Annotated in this window: 19 protein-coding genes, 1 tRNA gene and 3 pseudogenes (1 of these 23 running past the window's edge); 7 read left to right on the plus strand and 16 right to left on the minus strand. The window is 47.4% G+C overall.

Annotated elements, in window-relative coordinates; genetic code table 11:
- The 4 genes and pseudogenes from NSS88_RS01875 to NSS88_RS01885 all read left to right on the plus strand — a co-directional run.
- Positions 1-713, plus strand: the 3' portion of a protein-coding gene (locus tag NSS88_RS01875) for an IS701 family transposase (RefSeq protein WP_341082453.1). The gene continues 475 nt to the left of window position 1, outside the view; the window shows 713 of its 1,188 coding nt (coding positions 476-1,188); its start codon lies beyond the left edge, outside the window; it ends in the stop codon at positions 711-713.
- Between the two features lie 565 nt (positions 714-1,278).
- Positions 1,279-2,405, plus strand: a pseudogene (locus NSS88_RS01880) (transposase).
- Positions 2,395-2,724: a CBO0543 family protein gene (locus NSS88_RS16705; RefSeq protein WP_350330897.1), complete on the plus strand. Its 330-nt coding sequence runs from the start codon at positions 2,395-2,397 to the stop codon at positions 2,722-2,724. Before NSS88_RS01880 ends, NSS88_RS16705 begins: the two are co-directional and overlap by 11 nt.
- The gene (locus NSS88_RS01885) at positions 2,637-2,951 is read left to right on the plus strand and encodes a hypothetical protein (protein WP_147432157.1); all 315 of its coding nucleotides are present in this window, start codon (positions 2,637-2,639) and stop codon (positions 2,949-2,951) included. The genes NSS88_RS16705 and NSS88_RS01885 overlap by 88 nt, the downstream gene beginning before the upstream one ends.
- A gap of 262 nt (positions 2,952-3,213) precedes the next feature.
- Here NSS88_RS01885 and NSS88_RS01890 read toward each other — a convergent pair whose 3' ends face one another.
- Positions 3,214-4,599, minus strand: coding sequence for an L-cystine transporter (locus NSS88_RS01890; RefSeq protein WP_049625340.1), 1,386 nt, complete (start codon positions 4,597-4,599; stop codon positions 3,214-3,216).
- Positions 4,600-5,182: 583 nt separating this feature from the next.
- On the opposite strand from NSS88_RS01890, the pseudogene NSS88_RS01895 reads away from it, so the two are divergent.
- A pseudogene (locus NSS88_RS01895) lies at positions 5,183-6,461 on the plus strand (IS110 family transposase).
- A gap of 383 nt (positions 6,462-6,844) precedes the next feature.
- A pseudogene (locus NSS88_RS01900) lies at positions 6,845-6,994 on the plus strand (site-specific integrase); the annotation flags it as partial.
- Positions 6,995-7,112: 118 nt separating this feature from the next.
- Here NSS88_RS01900 and NSS88_RS01905 read toward each other — a convergent pair.
- The 9 genes from NSS88_RS01905 to NSS88_RS01945 form a co-directional block, all read right to left on the minus strand.
- Positions 7,113-7,188: transfer RNA gene (locus NSS88_RS01905), tRNA-Arg, on the minus strand.
- Positions 7,189-7,407: 219 nt separating this feature from the next.
- Positions 7,408-7,725, minus strand: a complete 318-nt coding sequence (locus NSS88_RS01910) for a hypothetical protein (RefSeq protein WP_341082772.1) — start codon at positions 7,723-7,725, stop codon at positions 7,408-7,410.
- 110 nt (positions 7,726-7,835) lie between these two features.
- Entirely contained in the window at positions 7,836-8,267 is a 432-nt protein-coding gene (locus tag NSS88_RS01915; protein ID WP_341082773.1) for a hypothetical protein, read from the minus strand.
- Between the two features lie 641 nt (positions 8,268-8,908).
- A complete protein-coding gene (locus NSS88_RS01920; protein ID WP_055358868.1) occupies positions 8,909-9,889 on the minus strand; it encodes a restriction endonuclease in 981 nt (326 codons plus the stop codon).
- Positions 9,890-10,230: 341 nt separating this feature from the next.
- Positions 10,231-10,803 (minus strand): hypothetical protein, encoded by a 573-nt coding sequence (locus tag NSS88_RS01925; RefSeq protein ID WP_063210738.1) that lies wholly within the window; start codon positions 10,801-10,803, stop codon positions 10,231-10,233.
- A 129-nt stretch (positions 10,804-10,932) separates the two neighbouring features.
- Positions 10,933-12,120 (minus strand): IS701 family transposase, encoded by a 1,188-nt coding sequence (locus NSS88_RS01930; RefSeq protein WP_033015014.1) that lies wholly within the window; start codon positions 12,118-12,120, stop codon positions 10,933-10,935.
- A gap of 95 nt (positions 12,121-12,215) precedes the next feature.
- Complete coding sequence (locus NSS88_RS01935; RefSeq protein ID WP_341082786.1) at positions 12,216-12,764, minus strand: hypothetical protein; 549 nt, start codon at positions 12,762-12,764, stop codon at positions 12,216-12,218.
- A gap of 54 nt (positions 12,765-12,818) precedes the next feature.
- Positions 12,819-13,613 (minus strand): NERD domain-containing protein, encoded by a 795-nt coding sequence (locus NSS88_RS01940; protein ID WP_341082787.1) that lies wholly within the window; start codon positions 13,611-13,613, stop codon positions 12,819-12,821.
- Between the two features lie 35 nt (positions 13,614-13,648).
- The gene (locus NSS88_RS01945; protein ID WP_055357784.1) at positions 13,649-14,167 is read right to left on the minus strand and encodes a hypothetical protein; all 519 of its coding nucleotides are present in this window, start codon (positions 14,165-14,167) and stop codon (positions 13,649-13,651) included.
- A gap of 598 nt (positions 14,168-14,765) precedes the next feature.
- Here NSS88_RS01945 and NSS88_RS01950 point away from each other — a divergent pair.
- Positions 14,766-15,824 (plus strand): IS630 family transposase, encoded by a 1,059-nt coding sequence (locus NSS88_RS01950; protein ID WP_339239467.1) that lies wholly within the window; start codon positions 14,766-14,768, stop codon positions 15,822-15,824.
- Positions 15,825-15,832: 8 nt separating this feature from the next.
- Here the strand turns inward: NSS88_RS01950 and NSS88_RS01955 are convergent, their stop codons facing one another.
- The 6 genes from NSS88_RS01955 to istA all read right to left on the minus strand — a co-directional run bounded on the left by NSS88_RS01955 (position 15,833) and on the right by istA (position 21,550).
- A complete protein-coding gene (locus tag NSS88_RS01955; RefSeq protein ID WP_341082792.1) occupies positions 15,833-16,216 on the minus strand; it encodes a hypothetical protein in 384 nt (127 codons plus the stop codon).
- A 529-nt stretch (positions 16,217-16,745) separates the two neighbouring features.
- A complete protein-coding gene (locus NSS88_RS01960; protein WP_069303982.1) occupies positions 16,746-17,546 on the minus strand; it encodes an ExeA family protein in 801 nt (266 codons plus the stop codon).
- Positions 17,539-18,792: an IS481 family transposase gene (locus tag NSS88_RS01965; protein WP_094239815.1), complete on the minus strand. Its 1,254-nt coding sequence runs from the start codon at positions 18,790-18,792 to the stop codon at positions 17,539-17,541. Before NSS88_RS01965 ends, NSS88_RS01960 begins: the two co-directional genes overlap by 8 nt.
- Positions 18,793-18,932: 140 nt before the next feature.
- Positions 18,933-19,490: a DUF6431 domain-containing protein gene (locus NSS88_RS01970; RefSeq protein ID WP_341082796.1), complete on the minus strand. Its 558-nt coding sequence runs from the start codon at positions 19,488-19,490 to the stop codon at positions 18,933-18,935.
- A 147-nt stretch (positions 19,491-19,637) separates the two neighbouring features.
- The gene (gene istB / locus NSS88_RS01975) at positions 19,638-20,351 is read right to left on the minus strand and encodes an IS21-like element IS5376 family helper ATPase IstB (RefSeq protein WP_341082798.1); all 714 of its coding nucleotides are present in this window, start codon (positions 20,349-20,351) and stop codon (positions 19,638-19,640) included.
- Positions 20,348-21,550, minus strand: coding sequence for an IS21-like element IS5376 family transposase (gene istA / locus NSS88_RS01980; RefSeq protein WP_061580737.1), 1,203 nt, complete (start codon positions 21,548-21,550; stop codon positions 20,348-20,350). Before istA ends, istB begins: the two co-directional genes overlap by 4 nt.
- Positions 21,551-21,558: the final 8 nt, after the last annotated feature.

Consider the following 21,558-nt stretch of genomic DNA (forward strand, 5'->3'; position numbering starts at 1 on the left):
GCCTGTATGACAAGAAAGCGGGAAAAAGCAAGATCGACCTGGCGATCGAGATGCTTTCCTCGCTCAAGGTGAAGCGGGCTCAGCCGGTGTATGTGCTCATGGATTCGTGGTATCCGTCCAAAAAGCTCATCGAAGCCTGTCTGAAACAGGGATTCCATGTCATCGCGATGCTCAAGACGAACCGGATTCTCTACCCGAAAGGCATCGCCATCCAAGCCAAGCAGTTTGCCCGCTATATCGAGTCCAAAGACACCCGCCTCGTCACGGTGGGGCAGGAGCGTTATCGCGTGTATCGCTATGAGGGGGCCATCCATGGCCTCGATGACGCGGTGGTGCTGCTGGCTTGGAAGGCGGATCAGCCGATGGCGCCGGAACATCTTCATTGCATCTTGAGCACCGACCGGGAACTCGGGGACGAAGACATCTTGCGTTACTATGCTCAGCGTTGGACGATCGAGTGCTTTTTCCGGCAGGCGAAAGATCAACTGAAGCTGGATGGATACCGCGTTCGCCACATTCGGGCGGTGAAACGGTATTGGGCGGTGGTGCTGCTCTCCTGCGTGTACAGCATCGCCGAATCCCGCCAAAACCTCTCCACCGGGCTGGAGCTTCTTCGGTCGCGGAAAGACCACAGCGTCGTCGAGTTCATTTATGACGCTGCGAAGCAAGGAATTCCCATTGATGTGATCAAAAAACAGCTCCGTATCGCGTAAGGGAGACCCTGTTTGTCTCTTAAAGCATGGAAATTATTGTAATGAAAAATGCTCACCTGAATCCGTGATAAAGACGCGTTCAAAGCTGCCAAGAAAACTGGATCAATCAGCAAAATATTGCACTCGGGGTTCTTCACCTAATAGGTGAACATTCGAAATGGAGTCGAAGTCTCGACACGATTGGGTTTCCCAGCATTTTTGATACACTTCTGTCACGGATTCAGGTGCTCATCTACAGTAATACTACTTTCATCATCTGAAGTCAACAGTTGTTGTGCATGCAATTTCAACCAAAATCAAGCTGCATTCCTCTGTATATCACCACTGTCCCCCGGCATCTGCCCTTGAGCAAATTTTATCTTCCAACTTACCTAAACCTCACATTTCGCACCTTACGACTCACATTTCGCACCCTAACAAGGTCAAAACAAAGGATTTTTTATTTACTGTAGATGAGCAAAATCACTAACATAAATTTACATCGAAACAAAAAAGGAGACATGAACCCGATTCCTTGGTTAGAATAGATGTGCTACCAAACCATTCACAAGGAGGTTCATGTCTCATGAATAGATTAGCACATCATCAAGGAATTCACAAGTTTTTCACGATGTTGGGGTTGGCCCTTTATTTTTCAAAACCTGTTATGAAGCATCTTGTTCATATCGTGGATGCGATGATCACGAAGGGCTTTTCGGGAACATTGACCGATCTTCATCATGGGAGCTTTCATCCGAACCACCGCACGACACTCAGCCATTTTTTCACGAAAAGTCCGTGGGAGGAAGAGACACTGCTTCGCAAACTCCAGCAGTGGATCCTTCGTCGTGTCGAACGCATCACCAAACAGGAGAATCAACCCTTGTTTGTTTCGATCGATGATACGATTTGCCAAAAAACCAAGCCTTCGTCACGGGCAACACACGCGATTCAGGGATGTGATTGGCACTACTCTCACTCAGAGAAAAAATCGATTTGGGGCCATTCTCTTGTTTGGTTCATGGTTCATACTGCAACCCAGGCGTTTCCCTTTTCCTTCCGCCTCTACGACAAGACGGCGGGAAAAAGCAAAGGGGAACTCGCGATCGAGATGCTTTCTTCGTTGGATGTACGGCTTGTCTGAAAAAAGGATTCCACGTCATCGCGATGCTCAAGACGAACCGGATTCTCTATCCGAACGGCGTTGCCGTCCAAGCGAAGCAGTTGGCCCGCTCCATCGAACCGAATGACACTCACCTCGTCACGGTGGGAGAAGAGCATTATCGCGTCTATCGTTACGAAGGAGCGCTCAACGGTCTCGACCATGCGGTGGTGCTGCTCGCTTGGAAAGCCAATCAGCCGATGACATCGGAACATCTTCACTGCGTCTTGAGCACCGACCGGGAGCTAAACGATGAAGAGATCTTGCGCTACTATGCCCAGCGTTGGTCGATCGAATGCTTTTTTCGACAAGCGAAAGACCAGCTGAAGCTCGATGGGTACCGTGTTCGTCAGGTTCGGGCGGTGAAACGCTACTGGATCTTGGTGCAGCTTGCTTACGTGTACAGCCTATTCGAGTCGAACAGCGATTTTTCTGATGGGCTCGATCTCTTGCGCAAGAGAAAAGGACATAGCCTCGTGGAGTTCATTTACTGTGCAGCGAAACAAAATATTCCCATTGATACCGTAAAAAAACAGCTCCATGTGGCATAAGGGGTACCCTGTTTGTTTCTTTTTACATGGTAATTATTGTTATGAAAATTGCTCATCTACAGTCTATTTTATAAGCGGTTTGACGGGAGCTTTCCTTTGTTTTGTATTTGTTTCTATCGGATTTTACTCTTTTCCGGCTAGACTTATCCCTATGTCACCGATACCTATCATTGAAATGTTTACGGTCATTCCTTTTTATGTTCTTTTCGGAGTGAGATATAGTCCGTCTAAATGGGGATGGAAGATCCCCTTTTACTGGGGGATGGTTCATATCGCGATGCTTTTAGAAATTTTCGTGTTATTCCCCCAGTTAAGATAATGGATTACAAAGAAAACTGGGATGCTTGGGACTCTTATACATGGTGGTGGATTTATTTGCTTCTTTTTGAGTGGATTGGTGGAAAAATTGTTCCAACTCATTCAAGAAAACCGATACAATCTAAATCTTTTCGCTATGGAAGATGGGGATGGGTTGTCTTCCATTTTATTGTGATTACGACAATATTTTTAGCAGGTGTTTATACAGGATGGAATTTAAAAATGTGAACGATTTCTTACTCCCGTCGAAGAACAGAATTTTTTCTATAATCTGTGGTGCCATGACATGTTTCCGTTTCGCTGCAAATTGTTGAAGAAGCACAAATGAATACGGCATGGGTTCTGTTGGATACTGAACCCATGCCGTAATTTTTTTATGCGTGTCTGCTTGACAGGTACTCATAATGTTTAGGCTCTCTTCTTTCATTTACCGCACAAGTGCAGCCGGATGTTTTGGCGTGGGCGGGAAAGTGCAAGACATATCCAAGCCCTATGCTTCTAGTTTTTGCGTTTCTCCGTTATAGATATTTAAATCCAATTCTTTAGTGATGCGGCTGGTGACGACACCGGCGGTCATGCTTCCGCTGACATTCAAGGCAGTTCTTCCCATGTCAATCAGCGGCTCTACGGAAATGAGCAATCCTGCTAATGCTACTGGCAGATTCATGGTCGATAACACTAGAATCGCCGCAAACGTAGCACCGCCGCCAACGCCTGCAACCCCAAACGAACTGATGGTGACGACTAGAATAAGCGTCAAAATAAAGGAAAGAGAAGTTGGATCGATGTTAACGGTTGGCGCGATCATCACTGCAAGCATGGCAGGATAAATGCCGGCACAGCCATTTTGCCCAATTGACAGCCCAAATGAGCCGGCAAAGTTGGCGATGCCTTCGGGAACGCCAAGCGCGGTTGTTTGTGCTTTAACATTCAATGGAAGAGTGGCCGCGCTTGAACGAGAAGTGAATGCAAACGACAGTACCGGCAGCACTTTTTTTACGTAAGTAATAGGGTTTAGTCCGGACAACGCTAAAATTAGCAAATGAACGGCAAACATAACGAAAAGTGCAATATAGGAAGCCACGACGAATTTTCCTAGTTTTGCAATAGAGTTGATATCGCTTGTCGCAGTCACTCGGGACATAATGGCTAAAATTCCGTAAGGCGTTAGACGCAGCACTAGCGTGACGATGCGCATGACGATCGCGTACAGGGAATCTACTATTTTTTTGAACATTTCCGCCTGTTCAGGCTGTTTTTTAGCAACTCCTAAATAAGCAATGCCGACAAAGGCGGCGAAAATAACAACCGCTATGGTGGATGTGCTGCGCTGTCCCGTGAAATCTAAAAATGGATTTGCCGGAAGCAGCTCGATTATTTTTTGTGGGAAAGACAGGTTTTGAATTTGTTCATATTTTTGTTCTAACTCCTGCCCACGTATCTGTTCCGCCTCTCCCGAAGGAATGTCCACCGCCTCTAATTGAAAGCCTAATGAGGCCATGATGCCGATAGAAGCAGATATCGCCGTAGTGCCCAATAATAGCCCAATAATGAGCGTGGCGATTTTTCCTAAATTATTAGATATAGAAAGTTTGGTAAACGCCATAACGATAGAAATGAAAACTAATGGCATAACAATCATTTGCAACAGTTTTACATAGCCTGTGCCGACAATGTCAAACCATTGGGTGGACTGCTGGACGATAGCGGAACCAGCCCCATACACTGCCTGCAATGCGAACCCAAAGGCGATTCCGAGTCCAAGAGCAGTAAATACCCGTTTGGAGAAGGAAACGTGTTTCTTTTGCATATAGGCCAGAACACCAATCAATAATAGCAATATAGCAACGTTGAAAATGATTAGGTAAACATTCATCGTCAATCCCTCCTGACACGTAAAATTACTCTAATGATTAAAAACCGATATGTAAAGTGAGCTTTATTTATCGTATGAAAGAGTTTATAGGAAATTGCTAGGTACCGTCAAGAATTTTGTGTAATATAATGGGGGTAGGGTTTCTCTGAAATGGATTTGGAATGAATAGGGAACTATATAGGTGCAATTTGAATCTTTAACATTTGTAGTTTTTACAGAGCGATTGGATCGACTGTCGGGCGACCGAACAACGCCGCTTAAAGACCCATGAATGGGTCTGTGAAGCGAGTCGTTGTTCGGTCTTCCGTCACGCTTTAGCGTGACGGAGGCAAGCCACACGCTTGCCTTCGACAGTCGAAAATGGGCAAACCACTTTTCTGTCAAGGATATGTTAAACTTCTTTGTTGCATCTATCCTGAAAACACCATTTAAGACAAAAAACGGAGCCCACCTAGCCTTCGGAATTTGATTCCAAAGGAGCATTCCCGTTAGGAGCTTTTCCGGAGACTTGATCAAAAAAAGCCCTCTTGGTATGATGCAGGGGTGTCAACCACATCACTCACCATACCAAGGAGGACTTCAGATGAATTGTACACAAAACTATAAAATTGATCAAGTTACGGAACAAACGCTTGTCGTGGGCATCGATATCGCGAAACGAACCCACTACGCCTGCTTCGTGGATGACCGGGGGCGCGTGCTTCGCAAGCCGTTCCCGATCTTCCAGTCGAAAGAGGGGTTTCAGCAGCTGTATAAAGCGATTCAGGGCGATGCAAGCGTTCGGGAAGTCAGAGGTGATCGTCGCCGTGGAGCCGACCGGGCACTACTGGTTGAACCTGGCCTACTTCCTCGAGGAGCACGGGATCCCGTTGGTCATGGTCAACCCGGCGCATGTGTGCCGGTCGAAAGAACTCGATGACAACCTGCCGACGAAACACGACGCCAAAGACGCCCTGGTCATTGCCAGACTGGCAAAAGACGGACGATTCCTCGTTCCCCGGCTGCTGCACGAGATCGAAGCCGATTTGCGCGTGGAAAGCACGCTCAAAGAGAAGCTCCGCAAGGAACAGACGGCGGTGAAAAACGCGCTCGTCCGCTGGACGGATCGGTATTTTCCAGAGTTTTGGACCGTGTTTCGTGACTTGGGGAAAACGGCGCTTTCGGTGTTGGAGTGGACGCCGCTTCCGGCTGATATGGCCGGTCGGACCGCCGAGGAGCTCATCGAGGTGTACCGGCAAAGCGAAGGGCTGAAATGTCCGCAGAAGGCCAAAATTCAGGCGTTGATCAACGCCGCGAAGGACTCCATTGGGGTGACGGAAGAGACGACGATGGCCCGGTTTGAGATCGCCGCGCTCGTCCGCCGATACCGCCAATTGGAGGCGGAGATCGCTGCACTGGACGCCGAGTTGAAGGCATTGGTTCAAACGACGATGGAGTACCAATGGTTGAAAACGGTCGACGGGTTGGGAGACGCCACGATCATCGATCTGCTGGCGGAGATCGGCAGCTTCGCCCATTATCGGGACCCGCGCCAATTGGTGAAGTTGGCGGGCCTGACGCTCAAGGAGAACTCCTCCGGCCAGCGCAAAGGGCAAAAGCACATCTCCAAACGGGGACGGAAACGGCTGCGCTCGGTGCTGTTTCGGGCGATGATTCCGCTGATCCGGCACAACGAGGCGTTTCGCGAGCTGCATGAATATTACACGACCCGCCCCGTCAACCCGCTGACCGGAAAGCAATCCATCGTCGCCTTGTGCCGGAAGCTGTTGAATGTGCTGTTTGCGATTTGTACGAAGAAACAAGCGTTTGACGCGGAGCGAATGAAGCAGGACGTCTTGTCCCAAGTGCAACGGGCGGCCTAAGGCCTCCCCCTGCGAACGGAAGAATCGTTGGACAACGAGATGACACCGGAGAAGCTGGCGTGATTTTATCCATTCGACCTTGAGTCCCCAAAGGAGCTTGGCCGGCCTCCGCCTGATGACGAGACCGAACGAGGGAATGTTGGCGCCAAGACGCCCGGAGACATGGGAGGGTTCGTCCTCATCAGCGACGCGGAGATCCAAAGGGGGCATCGAATACGCTTCTCCCCACGGAAGGAAAATATCCCCAGCCGTGGCCGCGAAGCGCACCCTAGGTCTGTAAGATATCCACAAAACTGAAAAAGGATGTAAGGGATTTTGTCGAAAAATATTTTTTGGACACCCCTAAGGGGCCGAAAAGCCTTGATAAATCAACATTTCTAGAGGGAGTGAATATCAAATACGTTTCCCGGCGGCTGGGGCATAAAGATATTGTAACCACTTTACAAACGTACTCGCACATTTTAGATGAGATGGAACAAAAAGAATCCCAGCAGGTCGATCTCGCAATGGAGGAGCTGTACCATGCCAAATAGCCGTGCAAAATTCGTGCAAAATTCGTTTTTTTGGGGATTCCTAAAAAATGAAAAATGACCACAAACGCAGTCATATCAAGGGGTTCGGCAATCTCAACCCGAACGAATCGTATGTAGATGGCGGCCCCGAGAGGATTCGAACCTCCGACGCACGGTTTAGGAAACCGACGCTCTATCCACTGAGCTACGGGGCCATATGGCTCTCCTTTTTCATTCTATCCATCTGCGCCTAAAAATTCAATAGCTGATAGACAAACAAAATCGAAAACTCCACCCCCGATCTCTCCAAAGTTCGCTCTTCGCTCCCAGCAATTTGGATTCGTCGGCTTGGATCGACCCACGTTTTCCTGCGGAACGTTCAAATCGCCTGCCCAAAACGTCTTGCCCGATGCGGAAAAACAGCCACGATCATCTTACCATGACGTCCCGTATTCGTCTGGATTGAGAATCCTATGCACCCTCGCGGCATCATCCTCGACACTCACAAAGTGGTTCGTTTCCTTCGGCCCCAGTCCTCGAACCGCCCCATGAAGACGCCCGATTTTCTCCAGCGTTCCGTTTCCGATGTCCCAGCTGTACACTTCCTCCTTTGCATGATAGCTGTGGCCAAAATACGCATAGTTCCCCCTCACACATACAGCGGTCGATCCGCGCAGCTGCTCGGGTGCTTTGTATCTCCGCACCGTCTTTTTGCAAGGATCCACCTGAATAAGCGAAAAATGGCTCTTCACCACAAAGTGTACTTGACAAAGAAAGACGATTATGATAGAGAAAATCAAAACAGCATTTTTCCTTTTTATACCACACGTCTCTTTGAACAACATTGCTATCATGTTTGTCTTTAAAAGTCAAGTACATCTTTTGGTGATGAACCCGAAAAATCATCATAAGGAAAAAGCCACAAGGTCGAATACTTCCCTTTGCACATCGCATAGCAGTCAATGATCATGGGGCGGTCTGTCAAATGGGAATGATATTGGAATATCGGAGAACCGTCCAATCGAAACAAAACCAATCCTTCCGTCGAAATTCCTTTGCCGAACACGCCTTCATCAAAGTAGCCGATCCAGATCCCTTCTTTTCCAATCGCTATGTCTTCAATCCCATCGCCGCCGCAAAAGGAATGTTGTACATTTCCATGCAGATCTACCAAAAACACATTATGGCTCATTCCGTCACTTCTCGCATCCGCCAGCAAAAAGCGCTCACTGTCGACCCAGCGAATGATGGGAAAGCGAACAGAGACGTCCGGATGAAGAACAGTTCCATTCACGACGCACTCCAACCGCCGACGGCTTCTTTGCACGACGATCCATCCCCACCGATCGCTCCAATCCGCATCGATCAGCCGAATCCCGCTTCGTTCCGACACAATGGAATAGAACGTATAGGTGACGATTTGCAACATTCATCCCCTCTCAAAAACACCATCTTTACAGCCACACACCGCCATTGCCCTTGCATTTAGACGCCCCGTCTGCACGGCAACGCGAAGCGATGGGATTCGCCGCAGCCTTGAACCGCTGCTTCCCTGATCGCAGGCAAGACGACCTTCTCCGTCCACCGCCCTTGCAAACACACGCAACTGGATCAGCGTCCTCGACGAGCGCCATCCGCACGACGAACGGTTGGCCGTTTATCATCATCAACATCCTTGGCCGAATCGTCCCCCACGTGGAAAGAACGGTTCCTCACGGAGGAAACCAACAATAAGGGATATCATTCGTGAACATAAGGCCGAAATCCTGCATGTACGAAAAAATGGAGAGCTGGGGAAAGCTCTCCGTTTTTCGCTTGTGTGTTCCATCCAAGTCAATACGACGAAATCCCTGCCTTGGCATAAAGGCTCAACAAACATCAACTCGCTTAATCGGGAAAACCTCGAGCAACTAGGAAATCGGCCCCAAACGGCTTTTATTCAGGCACATACATTTTCTGTAGCGGAAGCAGCGCTCTCGCATCGCTAGGCATGTTCTCATACCAATGGACAATCAAGTTGACCAGCTCTTCCAAATCAATCAGTTTCACGGAATTATGTTTGGCGACTGCCTCTGCGTGGGACGTAAAACCGCCTGTTGAGACGAACAGGCAATTGGCATCAATCGGGTTGGCCCCGAGAAGTTGCTGGATTTCCGGAGCCGAGGCGGCGCTTTTGCGATGCTTCACTTGCACCTTGATTACAGGTTTTTCAAAGCCAAACGCGTCCTTATAGGCGAGCACATCCACACCGCCGTCAGGGCCTTTCGGGCTTACTTGCACGTTGTACCCCATCGCTTGAAGCAAGCCTGCCACTAAATCTTGCATTTGCCACGGATCAAGCTTGTCCACTTTGTCTTGGATCATCATCAACGCTTTTCCAACAAGGTCTTCGACGATTTCTTCCGTTTCCCCCTCTTCAGGTTGAGGTTTGGGAAATGGTTCACTGTGTAAACGCTGCTCGATTTCATCGCCCCATTCGTCCACTCGAAACACCGTCAGCGTCGAACCTAAACTGTTCTTCGCTCCGTCTGACAGCGAATCCCTTGGAACTGTCGCATTTTCCCATTTTACCCGGATGAGGTTCGGATAATAGGGATGCCCGATGGAGGGATCGTAACGATGCTCTTCTGTCACGGTTCCAACAATGTACTCCCTTTTCTCTTTTGAATATGTGATCACTCGATCGCCCTTTTTGATTTCATGGGCAAACCGCCATACTTGATTCACCCAACTCGTTCTCGATTTTGGTTTTGACTCGGCAAACACTTCATCCGCCTTTCGCTGCAGCTGTTCTTTCGACCGAAAGCGCTTCGGATCGCCCAATCTCGCCCAACCGATCGATGCGATGCCCTTTTCCAGCCAAAGCGGAATCAGTTCATTGCGATCGCCCGCGCGGATCATCCACCATTTTGACATCCAGGTTCCTCCAAATCCTTTTGTTCTGGAAGGCCGGTGATTTAGTGAAAAATCGCGGAAAAACGGACTTTTTTTCTCAAATAGAGAAGTCTTGCAAAATCAACGCTTCTCTTTCGACCGAAAACAATGGGTTCGGCGAAATCAGTCGTTTTTCACCAGCCTTCTAGACGGTTTTCTTCAATAAAAAATCTTTACCGTTTTTTCTTTCCCCCGTTTCTCCATTTGTCCAACTCCGCTAGACGGAATATTGCCATCCGAATAGGCATTTCTATTTTGATCCCCACGCACCGCCCCTCCTCAGTCTGTCAACTGTTTTAATTTCCCTAATTCCAGTTTATCTGTCACAAACGATGCAACTCATCAAACACCCTATCCTTAATGTTCGTTGATGTAATGGATAATAAATCAATTTTCTTTGAAATAACTTCTTGAATTTTACCATATTTTTCTGAAGTTTTTTCGTCATTTGGAACGCGTTTAAACACTCCATTTTCAGATTCATGATTAGTAAAGTTATTGCCATCATATAAAGGCCAGTAGAAAAACCAATGCTCAGAAACGCTCGGCGGTTTATCCCAATGTTCAAGTGTTGAATACACGTATTTACACAACGTCATTCGTGGTTCTTCTTTGAATGAGATTTCAACCGCATAGATTGGGTCGTTTTTCAACCCATTTCCCGATTGGCAAGGAGGCGCAGAATCTCTCTGATATAGCTTGATAAAAGATTGAATGAACCAGCCTTGATACTCGCGGTCCGATTTCTGACGTAAAAATTGCGGGATCACCGGAACAAATCCACATTCAACCGATTGACGGTCCAATTCCGCCAACAGTTTATCGACACTCTCGTACGTTTTTCGCACAACCTCAAAAGCGTTTTTTATGTTTTCTCGTATACTAACGGAATTCATAATACCACTCCTTTTCAATACGATTGGCACTTAAATGAAAAAATTGTTCATCTGTATAAAAATGAAACTGTAGATGAGCATTTTTCATTACAATAATTTCCATGGTTAGAGAGACAAACAGGGTACCCCTTACGCGATACGGAGCTGTTTTTTGATCACATCAATGGGAATATCTTGCTTTGCAGCGTCATAAATGAACTCGACGACGCTGTGGTCTTTCCGCGACCGAAGAAGCTCCAGCCCGGTGGAGAGGTTTTGGCGGGATTCGGCGATGCTGTACACGCAGGAGAGCAGCACCACCGCCCAATACCGTTTCACCGCCCGAATGTGGCGAACGCGGTATCCATCCAGCTTCAGTTGATCTTTCGCCTGCCGGAAAAAGCACTCGATCGTCCAACGCTGAGCATAGTAACGCAAGATGTCTTCGTCCCCGAGTTCCCGGTCGGTGCTCAAGATGCAATGAAGATGTTCCGGCGCCATCGGCTGATCCGCCTTCCAAGCCAGCAGCACCACCGCGTCATCGAGGCCATGGATGGCCCCCTCATAGCGATACACGCGATAACGCTCCTGCCCCACCGTGACGAGGCGGGTGTCTTTGGACTCGATATAGCGGGCAAACTGCTTGGCTTGGATGGCGATGCCTTTCGGGTAGAGAATCCGGTTCGTCTTGAGCATCGCGATGACATGGAATCCCTGTTTCAGACAGGCTTCGATGAGCTTTTTGGACGGATACCACGAATCCATGAGCACATACACCGGCTGAGCCCGCTTCACCTTGAGCGAGGAAAGCATCTCGATCGCCAGGTCGATCTTGCTTTTTCCCGCTTTCTTGTCATACAGGCGGAACGCAAATGGGAACGCCTGCGTGAAGGTGTGCACCATCAGCCAAACGAGCGAATGCCCCCAGACCGATTGATGATCTTTATGCGAGTAGTGCCAGTCGCACCCTTGAATGGCGTGCACAGCCCGTGACGAAGGCTTTGTTTTTTGGCAAATCGTATCATCAATCGAAACAAAAAGGGGTTGATTCTTCCGTTTGGCCAGTCGTTCGACCTGGGAAAGGATCCACTCTTGAAGCTTCCCAAGCAGCCTTTCCTCGTTCCAAGGGCTTTTCGTGAAAAAGTGACGGAGCGTCGTTCGATGATTCGGATGAAAGCTCCAGTAATGAATATCAGTCAATGTTCCCGAGAATCCCTTGGTGGTCAAGGCATCGACAATATGAATGAGATGCTTGATGACCGGTTTGGAAAGCTGCAGCGTCAACCCCAGCGTGAAGAAAAACTTGTGGATTCCTTGGTGATGTGCTAATCTATTCATGAGACATGAACCTCCTTGTGGATAGTTGGTGGTACATCTATTCTAACCAAGGAATCGGGTTCATGTCTCCTTTTTTGTTTAGTTGTCAATTTATGTCAGTGAATTTGCTCATCTACAGTCCCTTTAATAAAGATCGGCGCATCACGGTTTTTTTTCGTCCCTGCTGATGCACGTTCCTGCCATTTTAACTCCCCGGTGATGATCCGGTTTTCATGAATGCGAAACTCGCAGTCCACCGTATTTGGTCGCATCGGCTCGGTCCAATACAAATGGTCATTCGTTAGCAGCACAACGATCCCGTATACATTCCTTCTCCCCATTGTTATTCGTTCTAACTTTTCCACTTGCGCCAAAAAATCATAACGACCCTGATCCTGAGCACCGTGGTGCTTCAATTCAATCGTTTGCCCGTTTTGCTTTATCGTGACCCGAGCGAGCTTGTTCATTAAACAAATCGCGTATTGGCGCCCACTTTCCGGTTCTTCCACCCACAAATCGATCAGATAATCATGAAAGCGTTTGTTCTCCTCGACGCGGAATTTTTCTTGAAGCTGAAATTTTAATGACTGTTTAAACGCTTCTTTTGAAGCAAAAAATCGATACTTTTGCGATAGGCGTTCCAATTCCTCGTGAATAGAAAACATCATTTTCCTCCTTCCCTTATCTATAGTTGCTGCCCAAACGGCCGTGTTGCAAGTTCAGCCAATCGACTGCGTAAACTTGCATTTCGGATAATTATTGCAACCTTTAAATGTTCCGTATTTCCCTTTCCGAACGATTAGAACACCGCCACATTTTGGACAACGGTTTTGCTGTATATGTTGTTCCGTCTGCTTTTGCTTCGTTCGAATCGTTTGCACGTGCCGCTTTTTCATTTCTTTTTCTTGTGTCTTATCTTTGGCAAGCACTGTTTCTAATTTTTGAGCTAAACGTTCCTTTGTTTCCCTATCGATCACTTTTGTTTGATGTTGCTCGAGCACTTGTTTCAATTGTTTCGGATAAACCACATAAGCATGGGCAAAATGAGCATTTGATTTAAACTTTGCCCGCGTCAAAAACACGACAACCGAGTGAATCGGAATATGCGCAAACTCCTCCCCAAGCCAGTCTCTTAACGCCTTGATATGCCCTTTGTTCTGCAAAATAGGATTAGGAAATTTTTCTTTTCGTTTATAAATGACTTGCGTCCAATATTTTGACGTTTCATCTCCGAAAATCCAGCCGCTGTAATTTTTCGTTTCGATGACAAACAGTCCTTGATCGGAAAGGATAACATGATCAATTTGCGAAGTTGAACCGTCTTGTTTTGGAATATACAGGTTATGAAAAGCTTTGTATTTTCCGGATGATGTTGCTTCTATATTTTTAATTGCTTTACGGACTTTATATTCTCCATACGATCCAATCCATTCCGCTTCTTTTGACTTGATCCATCTTGCCAATAAGGCAAGCAAACATAAAAGAAGCAGTATATAGAAAAGATTCACGTTCATCTGCCCCCCTCCCTTTTCACATCCCCCATACCACTTTACAGATTACCTAGGCGATTTCGTTCAATTTTGATAGTGTTATCTTTCCCATCGAGCCTGTCAGCGCGCTTGCTGCCGTAAATGCGCAGCCATGGGGAGCCTTTGACTGCTTTCACGGCCAGCCGCGCCGTTCCGCGAACTTGTTCTTTTTCGATATCCACGCATTCGAGAAATTCGTCCCAGTAGACGATGGCAATGACTTGATTGTAGTCGCTTAATTGCTTCTGGCTGCAAATAAAGGCAAAGATAAATTCTTTTTCCTTGTTGTTTTCCTGATGAATCTTAGTAATTTCTTCGATCTCATTGTCGCTAAACGAAAAAGACCAAGTGAAATCCTTGGAACCTGATGGAGTGGTATTGTACTTCGTATAAATGATATAACTCGCTTTATTCGTCGTGACTTCGTATATTTGCCGGTTATCGTTTTCTTTTTCAAACAGTGCAGGCGCCAGCCCCCCATTAACCAGCGCAGAAAGCAACGCCCCGTAATAGTAATCGGCTTTGCAAATCGTTGCCATGGTGATCCCCTCCTTCGTTCCTACAACAAAAATCTCAGTCAATTCGATTGTACCAATCGCTGCAGAAAAATGCTGTCGAATATTGTCAAATTATTTACAAATTTTCCTATACGTAATCAACTAATATGCCGACTGAAAAATCGGGCGATCACAACAAAAAACTACCCCATCATCTTAGGGTAGCTTTCTCCTTTAGCGGGTAACAACAAGTACCAGGCCAATACATATTCGGGAAAAAGCGAAGAATAAAACCATTAAAAAACGCTGTGCCATCTTTTTATTTAAACAAGCGGTCGTGGTCAATCGTTATACATTTCACTCCACATGCAAAATATCGTTTGAAATCTCTTTATTTCCTCCCATAATGTATACGTTCTCGCTCCCGGTTAAATTCTTCATGCAACTTCCCTTGTTCGTATTCCATCAAATAATTTAATGTCTGCTCAATGGTTGCTATTTTCATTGTTATTAATATATCGGAAGAAGTATCCGCATCATCTATATATATGCTCATTGAAAAGTTAACCTTCGTATAAGTGGTGCCCACTCCGGTTATACTGCTCCTAAGGAAAAGCATGGAAAAGGAGCGGAATTCTGCATGAAACGTCTCAAAATCACCAACGATCACGGATGGACACCTCGGACACTTCGCAAACAGGAACGGAAAATCAAAAACACCCTTCTTCGCCAACGGGTGATGGCGGTTCGCCTGGTCATGGAAGGCTATTTGGGCAAAGAGGTGGCCTCCATGGTCAACGTGTGCCGACAAACCGTTTCCCATTATGTGTCGCTGTTCAACGAAGGCGGTCTGGAGCTCTTGCTTCATCGGGATTTCGCCCCCGGGCGGGAGCCGTTTCTCACCGAAGAACAGCAGGAAGAGATCAAACAGCTTGTGTTGACCACCACTCCCGCGGAACTGGGCTGGGACGTCGCTTCGGCGTGGAACACCAAACTCCTGCAATCCTATGTCGAAAAGCACTTCGGTGTTTCCATTTCCCGCGAAGCGTTGCGAAAACTCCTGCACCGCAAAGGGCTGTCGTGGACACGGCCGACCTACACATTGGCGAAAGGCGATCCGGATCGACAAAAGAATTTTGAGAAACAGATCGACTTCATAAAAAAAAACTTAATGGATCCTGATTCGGTCTTGTTGTACCTTGATGAAACACATATCCGCTCTTACCATGTCTTGCGGTCCACATGGTCGGAAGTCGGCCGCCAAAAACAAGTGCCGACGTTCGGCCATCATGCCCACGTATCGCTGTTTGGCGCGGTCAACATCCACGATGGCGAAACGGTGCTTCATCAAACGACCGCTGCCAATGCCGCGACGTTCTTGGATTTCTTGAGAATGCTCAAAGAGCGCTATCCGGACCGTCTCATGGTCTTGGTGTTGGATAACGCCCGCATTCACCATGCCAAAATGGTCAAGGAGTTTTTGCAGGAAGAAGGGCAGTGTTTTCACTTTATTTACCTTCCTCCCTATTCGCCACAGCTGAACCCGATCGAACGCTTATGGAAATGGCTGAAAGATACGGTGATTGCCAATGTATTTCACAAGGATCGCAACGATATCATTCAAGCCATTACTCGGTTTGTCCACTACATCCACGAACGTCCGGAGGAAGTGCTGCAGCGCTTAGGGTGTGCAGGATGACTGAGAAGTTAACTCTTCATGTTGCATGTATATAATAATGTTCTCTTGTATCTCTCCAGTTCCAAAAGGCGCTCCATTATTTCTTTAAATCCTCTAATCGTCTTTTCATCCTTATAAATAAAATCACGTTCGAAATCAATATCCTCTAATTCCTGTTTATATTTGTTAATCGTGTTATCACGCATTTGTCTTGCAAAATCAGCTCTTCTTTGAATCGGACCAAAACGAAATTTATTTCTCCATGATAAAAATGTACTTTTAGGCACGCCTAACTCGCTTGCCCCTTCCCAAGGAACAACATCTCTAATCACGCAAAGTTCATACATAATCTCTTTCAACGGCTTACCGTACTTTTTTTCTACGATTTCTTGATAATCTTTATTTGTCATCATTGGAATCACATCCTTATTGTGAGTTTATCGCTAAATGTAAAAACGCTATTTCAGGAGCTAGCAGATGCCAAGCACTGCCCCTTCCTACTCATCTTTTACCCTTTTATGAACTTCTTCTTCCGTTAGGTCAAATATATGTGCAATATCGGCAATGCTCATTCCTTTTGCAATCATTTTTCGCATCATTTCTCGCTCTTTTTGCTTAGCTCCTGTCAAGGCCGATTATTTTTTCCCCAAAATCGCCGGTTTAAAATTCCCCAGAAGGACCTTTCATTGATCCTTCTGTTTTTCTTCTTGGAGCCTCTTTTCCCGTAATCGATAGTGTAAACTAGCACATTATTTCAGAATCCCTTTTTCAAATTATTTCAGGCGGATTCGGAAATAATGTGCAAAATTTTTGCGGATTGTTCCGGATTTTGCACATTCTTTCGGAACGTTTGCACGCTCTTTCAGATGAAGATTTCCAGCGCGCCTGATGGACCTATGGAAAAGAGAAAGCACAAAAGAGGCCGATTCGGCCCCTTTCGTGCTAATACCCCATTTCCTCTGCGGCCATGCGCACCATTTCTTCGTCAATGGCGTCCTTTTTCAGCTGATACCCGTATAACAGGCACGTCGTGGCCAACGTGTTGATCACCCGAGGCCATCCCCGCGACTGCAGGGCAATCGCCTCTAACGCCGATGGGGTGAAGATCGGATGCTTCGCCCCGGCCTGTTTCATCCGATGTTCGATGTAGCCCGCCACCTCTTCCTTCTCCAGCGGCCCCATCCGGTATCGCATGATGATCCGCTGGTCGAGAGGGCGGTGCTGATTGAGCCGCAGCTTCCCCTGTAAATGGGGCAGCCCGGCCAAAATCAAGACAAATGGGTTGGTCGAATCCATCTCAAAGTTGAACAAGATCGCGATGTCCTGTAAAAATGCATCCTTCGCTAAATGCATCTCATCCAAAATGAACACCGGCGTGATCCGCCGTTCATGATACAATCGCTCGATCGCCTGCTGGATTTGGCGGAAGAGGTCTACCTTGCGGTACTTCGGTTCCTCTCCTAATCCCAAGGCCAGTCCACGGTAAAAATCCATCACGCCTCCGGTGGATAACGGAAAGTAGACGACATGATACAATGATGGATTCAATGACTCTTTCAGCGCCCGAAGGGCGAACGTCTTGCCCGCCCCCGGCTCTCCGATCAACAGCCCGATCCCCCGGGTTCGTTTCACGTACTCCAGCGCCCGCAACGCTTCCTGAAATGACGCCCCTTGATACGCCTCGGACGGGTCTGTTTCTTTCGCAAACGGCTCCCGCGAAAGGGAGTAAAACGATTTATACACCGTGTTCTCCCTCCTTCGCCGGAATCGCCGCAAACGGGGACCGATGGCGTTTTACATAGGCGTTGTCCTCCAAACGCACCCGAATGGCTTCCGCCACCCGTTTGCCCTCTTCGTACACATAGACGCCTCGTTCGTCATAGCGGAGCTCAATCGATTGCCCAATGAACCGAGGCGGCACTTCGTATAGCTGTTTATTCAGGGTGATCGTGCCATCGGCTTTGACCTTGCGGTGCTCCCGTTTCAGAAAAATCGCATCCAGCCAATCGCCATCTTCGATGAACGACACGAGATGCACTTGCGATTGAAACACCTCATGCGGCGTTTTTCCGTCCAGTGAGGCGTGCGGTTTTCGATGATACTCCTCTTCAAGCCACTTCCAAAAACGCTCGTTCAACTCGTCAAGCGATTTCGGCGGATTCAGCTCCAACAGTGGATAAAACCGTGTCTGTACGGTGCGGAAGAACCGTTCGATTTTTCCCTTGCTTTGCGGGTCATACGGCTGGGTGTGGATGAGTGTAATCCCCATCTCGGCGCACGCATACTGCAGCACCTCGGACCGATAAATTTTCCCGTTGTCCGAGTAAATGCGTTTCGGCTTCCCGCAACGAAGCACCGCTTCCTTCGTGACGATCCGCAGCCCGTCAAACTTCTCCGAAGGGAAAAATTGGGCATATGGCACTAACCGCGAGCAGTCATCGATATACGCGATCAAAAACGTTTTCTGGGCTTTCCCATGGACGCGAATCGTGGGTCCATGGGATAAGTCCCCTTGCCATAGCTCATTGATCTGGTCATACGCAAAACGCTTTCGCTCCGGCATCGGCAAGATTTCTTTTCCCACCAGGTTGTGTTTTTTCAACAATCGGTATATAGTAAAGTAAGAGGTATGATTTTCTGGGATTTCCCCCTGCTCGATCAGGTGTTCGTAGAACACCGTCACGGGCATGGTGGGATGTTCTTTTCTTAGGGCTAAAATATGATCCTCATCATCGGGCGACAGACGCCTTGAGTGGCCGCGGTCCGAACGGCGCTTCGGCTTTAAGGCGTCAAAGCCCCCTTTTTTGTATCGGGTGCACCAATCGAGGATCGTCTTGGCTGCGATTCGTTTGTCGCCCTGGTGGGGAACATGGTGCACTCGCTCGCTCACCTCTTTCAGATACGTCTTCGGTTCCACCTGCCCATTCACCAACGGAGCGATTAGCCCGTACCGAAACAGGGCAATGTCGTGTCTCATCGACTCATTCATTCAAATCTCCTCCTGGTCTCACTTGGAATCAGGACCGTTCCGGTCCGTCTGCCCTTATCGTACCGAATTGCTTTTTCTCCGTCGATAGGAAAGGTTTGTGGGAACCTCAACTATTTCCAATTTAGGATATGTATGTAAAATCAGGATCCCATTTGATTCGCAAAAGGGTGTCGGAATCCGTCCTCCCACATGTCTCTGATGACCGAATCGAGACCGTGTTTCTCCAACGTCCGGATCCACCAGGAAGCCCGTTCCTTTTCTTTTTTCACGATAGGGCCTATGATCCTCCACCGCCTCGCAAAAAAGCTATGAAGGCTTGATAGGTTTCGGTAGAACCGTCGGACATAAAAGATGATGCCGTCCTTTGTCAGGAGGAACGGAGCCCGGTTCGTCCCCTCGGTCAATCCCAACTGCTCTTTCACGACTTGCCATATGGCGGACAACGTATACTGAAAATACGGGAGGAGAAAGGAAGGCAGCACACTCACCGTCTTCAAGCATTCCCGACAGCGATACCGGACAATCCAAATGCGATAATCACCATGTGGGGTCAATGCGTTTCGCTCATAGTAACCGTGGCGGTGCAACGGGCGCTTGGCCCGGCAATGCGGACACTTTTTCAGAAGAGGGAAGTCGTTTTCTTTTCCACGCTCTGCATACGTTTGGACGTCAATGCCAAAGTCATGAAATTGAATCACGTCCTCTTCCCCCTCCTATGAACCGATGGATTTTCTCTTCCGAAATAATTCACAAAAAATTTAGCACATTCTTTCAGAAAAGGGGAGAGGGCTTTCTGAAGGAATGTGCAAAAAAATGTCTCTTTTGTTCCGAAATAAAGTGATAATTTACAGATAGCTTTCCCCCTTTAGGTTGAAAATGATGGAATGATGCAGTAATCGATCTAACATCGCTGTCGCCAAAACCGAGTCTCCCACGATTTCTCCCCATTCCCCAAAGCTTTTGTTGGAGGTGAGGATAATCGGGGCATGCTCGTACCGCCGGGCGATCACTTGAAATAAGTAATGAGCGCTGTTCGGGTCCAGTTTTAGATACCCCATTTCATCAATAATGAGAACGGTTGGCTTCACAAAGACACGAAGCTTTTTCTCCAACTTTCCTTCCTGGTCGGCTCTTCTTAACTGATTGACCAAATCGTGGGCGGTAATAAAATACGTTTTATATCCTCTTGCGATCGCCTCCATTCCAATCGAAATTGCCAGATGTGTCTTCCCAATCCCCGGTGGACCGAGAAAGAGGATATTTTCTTTCCGGTCAATAAAGGACAACGTAAGCAGTTCTCGAATCCGGCGCTCATCCACCGAAGGCTGCGCGGTAAAATCAAACGTATCGATCGTCTTGCGATACGGCAGTTTGGACAGCTTGATGAGCGTTTGGATCGATCGTGCCTGTTTTTCGACGATTTCTGCCTCTAATAAGCGGAATAAAAACTCTGAATATGATATATTATGAGTAGAGGCGTATTCTGCCATGGCGGACCATCGCTCCGCCATGACAGGCAAATGGAGTTGGTGGCAATACTCGTGTATTCGTTCTTTCATGAGCTTTCCCCTCGCAGGAATGCGTCATAAACGGACAATGGACGAGTATCCACTTCCACCGAAATAGGCGAAATGGTGGCGGCCATTTCCGTCTGTTTCTTTTTTATTTTTTCGGCGAATGAAATCACTTTTTTCTGTTGGTCCACGTGAGAAATCTCCTCCCCTCGAAAGTACAATCGAATATCTCCATTTAATCGCTCCTTCACCAGAATTTCTTTGCCCGCATACTCCGCCGATAAGAGCCATTGTTCCCCTTTGTAGGAGAAACTGCCATCCCAATGCACCTTCCGATAGGAAAGATAGCTCGTATCGTAATCTTTCAACGGGAGAGGTTTCAGCTGTTCCTCTGCCCAACGCTCTTGCGGAGGAATGCCGGTAGTGGCGTTTGGCTTCCGATTCGCCACTTGATCGAGCCAACGATGTAAAAGGAAATTTAATTCTTCGATGCTTTCAAACGATGTTCCTACATAGAAGTGATCCATAATATACTGAATGGCTCGTTCGACTTTTCCCTTTGTCTGGGCCCGGTAAGGCCGGCATACTTTTGGAATAAATCCGTAGTAACTCGCAAATTCGGAAAATCGTTGATTCCATTTCACCACTCCTTGTTCTCGCCCGTCTGTAACGGTCTTCATATTGTCAAATAACACCTTCTTCGGAACCCCGCCAAAGTACTTGAAGCTCTGAATTAGGCATTCCATTAAGTGTTCCTGATCCTGGCTGACCGTAAATACCGCGTATTTCATCCGCGAATAGCCTAACACAGCCACAAATAGCGATAACTTGACTTTTCTCCCTTCGATCACGACCTCCCCGACTTCTTTCCAATCGACTTGCATTTGTTCGCCAGGAAGCGTTTCATAACGAACGGTGTATTTCTTTTTCGCCGTCTCTCGGAAAGGTTTCATATAGTCTTTTAAAATCGTCTTTCCTCCCGTATAGCCCTGTTGTCGAATTTCAAAAAACAACTTTTCGCTATTAAACACCCCATCTTCTAACATTCGTTTTTGAAGATACGGCTTAAATGGATCTAACTTGCTTTTTCTTTGTTTTCGCTTGGATTTGGAAGGAGGATTGGGGGAGTGAATATATTTTCGGACGGTTTTCCGATCGATCCCCAATTCCCTCGCAATATCGGAAATACTCATTCCCCTTTCATACATCTCTTTGATCATAAAAAATTCCCCTCTCGTAATCATGAACCATA

The organism is Geobacillus sp. FSL W8-1251 (assembly GCF_038005945.1).
In the GTDB taxonomy this organism is placed as follows: Bacteria; Bacillota; Bacilli; order Bacillales; family Anoxybacillaceae; genus Geobacillus; species Geobacillus stearothermophilus.

Excerpts from the sequence above, each read along its gene's own strand:
- NSS88_RS01890 (WP_049625340.1), bottom strand. The coding sequence starts at position 4,599 with ATGAATGTTTACCTAATCATTTTCAACGTTGCTATATTGCTATTATTG.
- NSS88_RS16705 (WP_350330897.1), top strand. The coding sequence starts at position 2,395 with ATGTGGCATAAGGGGTACCCTGTTTGTTTCTTTTTACATGGTAATTAT.
- NSS88_RS01925 (WP_063210738.1), bottom strand. The coding sequence starts at position 10,803 with ATGAATTCCGTTAGTATACGAGAAAACATAAAAAACGCTTTTGAGGTT.
- istA (WP_061580737.1), bottom strand. The coding sequence starts at position 21,550 with ATGATTACGAGAGGGGAATTTTTTATGATCAAAGAGATGTATGAAAGG.
- NSS88_RS01965 (WP_094239815.1), bottom strand. The coding sequence starts at position 18,792 with ATGAATGAGTCGATGAGACACGACATTGCCCTGTTTCGGTACGGGCTA.
- NSS88_RS01945 (WP_055357784.1), bottom strand. The coding sequence starts at position 14,167 with ATGGCAACGATTTGCAAAGCCGATTACTATTACGGGGCGTTGCTTTCT.
- NSS88_RS01885 (WP_147432157.1), top strand. The coding sequence starts at position 2,637 with ATGGGGATGGAAGATCCCCTTTTACTGGGGGATGGTTCATATCGCGAT.
- NSS88_RS01950 (WP_339239467.1), top strand. The coding sequence starts at position 14,766 with ATGAAACGTCTCAAAATCACCAACGATCACGGATGGACACCTCGGACA.
- NSS88_RS01940 (WP_341082787.1), bottom strand. The coding sequence starts at position 13,613 with ATGAACGTGAATCTTTTCTATATACTGCTTCTTTTATGTTTGCTTGCC.
- istB (WP_341082798.1), bottom strand. The coding sequence starts at position 20,351 with ATGAAAGAACGAATACACGAGTATTGCCACCAACTCCATTTGCCTGTC.
- NSS88_RS01930 (WP_033015014.1), bottom strand. The coding sequence starts at position 12,120 with ATGAATAGATTAGCACATCACCAAGGAATCCACAAGTTTTTCTTCACG.
- NSS88_RS01955 (WP_341082792.1), bottom strand. The coding sequence starts at position 16,216 with ATGATGACAAATAAAGATTATCAAGAAATCGTAGAAAAAAAGTACGGT.
- NSS88_RS01935 (WP_341082786.1), bottom strand. The coding sequence starts at position 12,764 with ATGTTTTCTATTCACGAGGAATTGGAACGCCTATCGCAAAAGTATCGA.
- NSS88_RS01920 (WP_055358868.1), bottom strand. The coding sequence starts at position 9,889 with ATGTCAAAATGGTGGATGATCCGCGCGGGCGATCGCAATGAACTGATT.